Origin of the sequence: Zoogloea sp. (assembly GCF_028693495.1) — a bacterium.
Lineage (GTDB): Bacteria > Pseudomonadota > Gammaproteobacteria > Burkholderiales > Rhodocyclaceae > Zoogloea.
Genome location: NZ_JAQUVG010000168.1, coordinates 1 through 3,596, shown reverse-complemented (window position 1 = coordinate 3,596; position 3,596 = coordinate 1). Strand labels below are relative to the sequence as shown.

Annotated in this window: 3 protein-coding genes; all 3 read left to right on the top strand. The window is 66.7% G+C overall.

The features are described 5' to 3' along the window. On the top strand, positions 1-542 hold a 542-nt coding region (locus PHD22_RS16665; protein ID WP_299869500.1), incomplete at its 5' end, for a hypothetical protein. Next, entirely contained in the window at positions 535-3,282 is a 2,748-nt protein-coding gene (locus PHD22_RS16660) for a hypothetical protein (RefSeq protein ID WP_299869497.1), read from the top strand. The genes PHD22_RS16665 and PHD22_RS16660, both read left to right, overlap by 8 nt. A gap of 9 nt (positions 3,283-3,291) precedes the next feature. Beyond that, positions 3,292-3,596: hypothetical protein (locus PHD22_RS16655; protein ID WP_299869494.1), on the top strand; the 305-nt coding region annotated here is incomplete at its 3' end.

Sequence of the window (3,596 nt, the reverse complement as noted above, 5' to 3'; positions counted from 1 at the left end):
AGAACCTGCCCCTCCGCCCTGCCATGCACGAGGCCCCCGACGGGCAATGGGTCTTCGACCACGACCCTGCCGACCAAGCCCACGACGACCCATTCCTGCCCATCTGCGTCGACCCGGACTGCACCGACTGTGCCGACACGGATCCCTACTCCTGGCGCCTGCAGATCATCCTGCCCGCCTACGCGGGACGCTTCCAGAACATGGATTTCCGGCGCTTCGTGGAACAGACCATCCGCCAGGAAGTGCCCGCCCACCTGCTGCCCCGGATCTGCTGGGTCAACGCCGACGACATGGCACGCTTCGAGGGTGCCTACCGGGACTGGCTGCTGCTCCATGCGGGAGCAAGCCGACCCAACCGGGTGGAGCGCCATGCCCGCCTGAATGCGCTGGTGGATGCCCTCACCGGGATGAAGAACCAGTACCCCCAGCGCCGCCTGTTCGACTGCACCGCCGAGGCCCCCAGCCCCCCCTTCGTGCTGGGGCAAACCGCCCTCGGCAGCGCCCCCGACACCTCCGGATTTCAGGAGACGGACCATGACTAGGGTCATTGCCAGCCTCACCCCCCCTCTCGCCCGCCAGTACACCATCTTCGAGCGGGACCAGGTACTCACCCACACCCAGCTCAACGGGCTTGCCTGCTGGCTGGACCAGCAGGACCGGCTGAGCCGCATCAGCCTCACCGGGACCGGCCTGCTCGGGGGAATCCGGCCCACCCGGGAGGGCAGCAGCGTCCTGATCAGCCCTGGTCTCGGCATCACCGGCGACGGTGACCTCGTCCGCCTCGACAGCCCCTGGTCACTGACCCGCTGGCGAGCCTACGAGAGTACCGCCCCCCGCTACGAGCCCTTCTTCGATGCCACCAGCGGCCTCGCCCTGATCTCTGGCGAACTGGTCGGCGAGGATGATCCCCTGGGCATTCCCCTGACCGAACAGCCCAACGCCCTGGACGGCCATTTCCTGATCCTCCTGGTGGAAAGCAGCGACACCGACCGGGACCTGTGCACCGGGGCCGACTGTGACAACCTGGGGCAGGAAAGGCACCATCGCCTCCGCATTCTCCTCGCCCCTCATCACCTTTCCCGGCAGCTCACGAGTGGCCCCCTGAGCGTTGCCGAGCGGGCCGTCAACCTGCCAGAGCTCATGGCCTACCGGCCTCGCCTGGATGCCGGCCTGACCCTCGCCGAACACCTGGCGGCCCGCCAGCAGGCCGCCATCGACCAGACCCTGGCAGACCTGTCCCCCGCATTTGAACGGCTGACCGCCACCTTTCCCGAACTCATCGAACAGGTCTTCGCCGGCAACCCCTTCCCCCGTCTACAAGAGCGACTGGGGAATCTGCGCAGCCAGCTGGACATACCCCTCACCCAGCTCTTCAGTGACCTCCTGAAAGACCTGGTGGTGACCTGGAACGAACTGCGCACTGCCTTGCTGGACGACGACAGCACACTCCTGCTCCCCCCCAGCCAGGCCGGCAAGCATCTGGGCCTGGGCAGCCCAGCCCAGCCAGCGTGGGGCCGCAGCGGCTTCTACCCTGCGATAGCCCACGATGGCTTTCGCCAGCGTCAGGCGGACGCCTGCTTCCTGCTGACCCGGCTCGCCGGCCTGGTGGAGCACTACCAGCCGCCCACCGACAAAAGCCTGCAGGTCACGCCCAGCCAGGGAGAGGAACATCCCCTGGCCGAGCGGGCCATCCCCTGGTACTACGATCCCGGCATCGCCCCCCTTTGGAATCGGCGTCTTGCCCTCCGGGGACTGGCAGGCCATAACCTGGGCTACCGGGCCCGGGACTACGGAGGCAGCAAACGAGCCCTCACCCCCCTGGCCGGGGATATTGCCGGACATGCCTTTTTCCGGGTCGAAGGCCACCTGGGTCGTCCAGTGGAGAGCGTCAGCGTAGAGCTCAGGAAGCTCATTGCAGAACACAACCTGCCTTTCGAGGTGCACGGGGTTCTCGCCCACAACCGGCGGGAGCGGATCCGCCTGCGTCCCGGCATCCGCTACACCGACCTGCACCGCATCCACTACCTGCTCCGCCAGGACATTTCCCTGCGACTCGAAGAAAGCGGGCTGTTCACGGAAACCTTCACCCGCCGGCTGCAGAGCGCCATCACCGAGCGGGAGATCCCCGACCAGACCGAGAGTGGCGCCTCCGTCCTCCAGGTGGCCGGCAGCGCCCGCACTGCCCTGGAGAGCCTGAGCCGGCGTGCGAAACCGGCCCTGGACACCCCCCGCTACAGCAGCTACCAGGCCACCACCCGGGAAACCCGTTGGAATAATGGCATCTCCGAAACCCTCGGTACCCTGGGCGCCGCCCGGGTCAACCTGGGCACACTCTCCCGCAGCGATTTTGTCTCACCGGTGGACAGCCTGATCCAGACCACCCATCCCCTCTGGCTGGACTGGCTGGACGACCTGATCCAGGGCAAGGACAACCAGGAAGACGACAGGTTGCTCCTGTCCCGCTTCATTGCCGAACATCCGGGCCTCGATCACCTGGGCGGTGTCTGGAGGGGCGGCTGCTTCGTACTGGTCTATGACGACAGTGGCAACGTGATCGGTGATTTCACCCTGCCCTACCCCTGCGCCGAAGCGGATGAGGAGGAACCCGTGGAGCCTCCATTGCAACGCCCCCCCCTCCGGCGCCCACCCCTCGACATCGAGCCGGTACGGGTCACGCCACCGGTGGGTGCCGTGGTGGGCAAGCTCGTCGGAGAAGCCGTGAGCAGCCGTTTCGAGACGGCTCGAAGCGAACTCGTCCATCAACTCCAGGCCACGGAGGACGCCCTGCGCAACCGCCTCGAAACCCAGACCGCCAGCATCGAAGGACTGGTGAAAGGCGTCTTCAGCACCCGGGAAGCCACAGGTGCGGACCTGGTGCTGCCAGGCAAGACGATTGCCACCGGCAACCCGGTGGTGGATGCCATGGTCCGGGACGTGGAGACCAAGCGTCAGAAAGTGCAGACCCTGGTCGAACTGGCCAGTCGCAACGATCTGGCCGAAGCCGATCGTACCCAGGCCCAGGCACTGCTCGGCAAAGCCCAGGAGGAACTGGGGAGCGCCCTGGCCGACACCACCGAACAAGTAGTCCGCCAGTCGACGGGCAGTCAAACCTCGAGCACGGTTGCCGTGGTACTGGCCAACAGCGCCGCCTATGTCACCCAGACGGACGCCGCCGCCAGCCTGGGTACCCGGCTGGAAACCCTGAAGGCCGGCAGCGACCTGAACGCCCACCAGACCCTGCTCCTCAACAACATCCAGTCCATGACCCGCCTGCGAGGCTGAGCATCCACCATGAACATGCCGCTGCCCCACCGCATTCGCCGGCTCAGCTGGCAGGCCCGGGCACCCACCCCGGCGGCGGGCCTGGACCTGCGTCAGTTGCTACGGAGCAGCATTGAGCCCGTGCATAACACCCTGGAGGAGATCATCGCCCTGGCCCTGCCCCCCGGACAGACGCTTCGACTACCCCGGCTGACAGTCCACGTGCACCTGGAGGAGGACGCCGATGAAACCAGGCTGCTGGAACAACTCCGCAAGGCCTTCCAGTCGGCCCTGGCGGATCCCGGGGTCGCCTTCCTTACCTCCCATGACTCTCC